Genomic DNA, 2,633 nt, shown 5'->3' with positions numbered 1-2,633 from the left:
TTTCCGTCGGCAAGAGTGCAAATCGTATAACATGCTGGCCTGAGACGGAGCGCGGAGGAGGAGGCCGCGTCGGAGGGCGGGTTCATGGGGGAGCTCTCCTGAGGTCGGGCGAACGAGGAAGCGACGGTCGGCGGCGGACACGCGCCGGCCGCCGACCGGGGAACGAGGCACGGCCGCCGTGGGGGACGGCCGGAACCGGTCGGGAAGTCCGTCGGGGCGGCTGGGGTTTGCCGGGGGAGCGGGGCGCCTCAGCGGGTCGAGCGGTCGGCGCCACCGGGCGGGCCGCCGTGGGTGCGCCGCCCGCCGAGCCAGGTGCCCGCCACCCCGATCGAGGCCAGCTCACCGGCCGGCACCGCGTAGGGATCGGTGGCCAGGTGCACCAGGTCGGCCCGCATGCCCGGCCGCAGCACGCCCCACTCGGCCTCCTCGAAGGCCTGGTGCGCCACGCCCGCCGAGTACGCCGCCAGCGCCTCGGTGAGTCCGATCCGCTCCTCGGGCAGCCAGCCGCCGTCCGGCAGGCCGTCCGGGGTCTGCCGGGTGACGGCGGTGGCCAGCCCGGCCAGCGGCTCGTAGCGGGTGACCGGCCAGTCGCTGCCGAAGGACACCCGGGCGCCGCCGCGCAGCAGGGCGGCGATCCGGTACTGCCGGGAGCCGCGCTCCGGGCCGATGCGGGGCAGGGTGAGCTCGGTCATCAGCGGGTCGGTCTGTGCCCAGAGCGGCTCGAAGTTGGCGATCACGCCGAGCTCGGCGAAGCGCGGCAGGTCGTCGGGGTGGACCAGCTGCACGTGGGCGATCACCGGACGGCGGGCGCGCGGCCCGTTGCGGCGGGCGGCGGCCTCGACGGCGTCCAGCGCGATCCGTACGCCGAGGTCGCCGATCGCGTGGATGTGCGGCTGGAAGCCCAGCGCGTCCACGGCGGTGACGGCCTCCGCCAGTTCGGCGCCGGTCCAGTTGGCGACGCCGTGGGAGTGCGGGCAGTCGCTGTACGGCTCCAGCAGCGCGGCCGTCCCGGACTCGATGACGCCGTCGGCGAAGAACTTGACCGCCCGCGCGGTGAGCCGCCCGTGCCCGGCGGCCTCGACCCGGTCGCGGTCGGCGGCCAGCCGGGGGAGCCGCTCGCGCCAGCCGTCCGGTTCGAGCAGCAGGGCGAGCCCGGCCCGGACCGGCAGGCCCTCCTCGGCGACGGCCGCCAGCCAGGTGTCCACCTGCGCGGGCTCGACCCAGGCGTCCTGGAGCCAGGTGATCCCGGCGGTCGCGAGCGCGGCGGTGCTCTCCCGCAGTGCGGCGACCTGCTCGGCCAACGGCGGCGGCGGGACGAGCGCGAGGACGGGGTTGAGCGCACCGAACTCGCGCAGGGTGCCCAGCGGGCTGCCGTCCGGCCGGCGGACGATCTCGCCGCCGACCGGCTCGGGGGTGTCCGGCCCGTACCCGGCCCGGCGCAGCGCCTCGCTGTTGGCCCAGCCGGTGTGGTGGTCCATGGTGCGCAGCAGCACCGGGCGGTCGGGGACGGCGGCGTCGAGCAGTCGGGCGTCGAACAGTCCGCCCTCGGCCAGCCACGGGTCGACGGCGTCGCCGGTGATCCACTCGGCCTCGGGGTGGCGCCGCGCCCAGTCGCGGACGGCCGCCACGACCTGCTCCAGGCTGGTGCAGTCGCGGACCGGCGCGCCGCGCAGGCCGATGCCGCCGAGCAGCGGGTGGACGTGTCCGTCGCCGAAGGAGGGCAGCAGGGCGCCGCCGTCGAGGTCGACGGTCTCGGTGCCTTCGTCGCGCAGGGCGAGGGCGGCGTCGCCGAGGGCGGCGATCCGCCCCGCGCCGACGGCGAGGGCGTGGGTGCGGGGGAGGGCGGGGTCTCCGGTGTGGATCCGGCCGCCGGTGAAGATCGTTTCGGCACGCATGCGGGGGTGTGCGTCCTCTCCGGGGCAGGGCGGGCCGACGGGTGCGCGGCCTGCCCAACCGAATGGGGTTCGGTTACCGTAGGCGCGGCACCGGCGGGTGCGGAAGAGTTTTACTGAAAGCCGTTCAGTAACGCTTGGATAACGACGATCTTGGTCTGCCGGTGCCGACGGGCCGCTCGGCGACCCCGAAGGTGAGGAACCGGGCATGCCCAGGCCGCGCACACCCCTGCTGGACCGGCAGCGCATCGTGGACACCGCGCTGCGGCTGGTCGACGAGGCGGGGGACCTCACCATCCCCGCGCTGGCCGGTGCGCTCAAGGTCAGCCCCTCCGCGCTCTACCACCACGTCACGGGCCGGGCCGAGATCGTCGCCCTGATGCGCGCCGAGCTGGTGCGCACGATCGGCGAGCAGTCGATGTGGGACCAGTCCTGGGACGCCGCGCTGCGCACCTGGGCGCACGCCTACCGGGACGCCTTCGCCGAACACCCCGGCATCGTCCGGCTGCTCGCCACCGCGCCGCTGGCCGAATCGTTCATGCACGAGCTGTACGAGCGGGCCGTCGCCACCCTGGAGGACGCGGGCTTCGCCGCACGGGACGTGATGGGACTGATCACCGCCCTGGAGAGCTTCGTCCTGGGCTCACATGTGCCCGATCGCGTCGAAGAGCTCGTTCCCGTTGCCGCCCCAGGCGTGTTCGAGGGATGTCAGCATGGCGCTGTAGGACGTGTTGAAGTCGT

Annotated in this window: 2 protein-coding genes; one reads left to right on the top strand and one right to left on the bottom strand. The window is 75.0% G+C overall.

What is annotated here, in order from left to right:
• Window positions 1-248 precede the first annotated feature (248 nt).
• Window positions 249-1,895 (bottom strand): amidohydrolase, encoded by a 1,647-nt coding sequence (locus ACIQOV_RS36555; protein ID WP_401055111.1) that lies wholly within the window; start codon window positions 1,893-1,895, stop codon window positions 249-251.
• Window positions 1,896-2,100: 205 nt separating this feature from the next.
• Here ACIQOV_RS36555 and ACIQOV_RS36550 point away from each other — a divergent pair.
• Window positions 2,101-2,633, top strand: a 533-nt coding sequence (locus ACIQOV_RS36550) for a TetR/AcrR family transcriptional regulator (RefSeq protein WP_401055110.1), incomplete at its 3' end; no start/stop codon positions are given.

It is taken from the genome of Kitasatospora sp. NPDC091257, from assembly GCF_044757675.1.
Classification (GTDB): Bacteria; Actinomycetota; Actinomycetes; order Streptomycetales; family Streptomycetaceae; genus Kitasatospora; species Kitasatospora lactacystinica.
The sequence above is the reverse complement of the archived record's forward strand: the minus strand, read 5'-3'. Positions and strand labels throughout refer to the sequence as shown.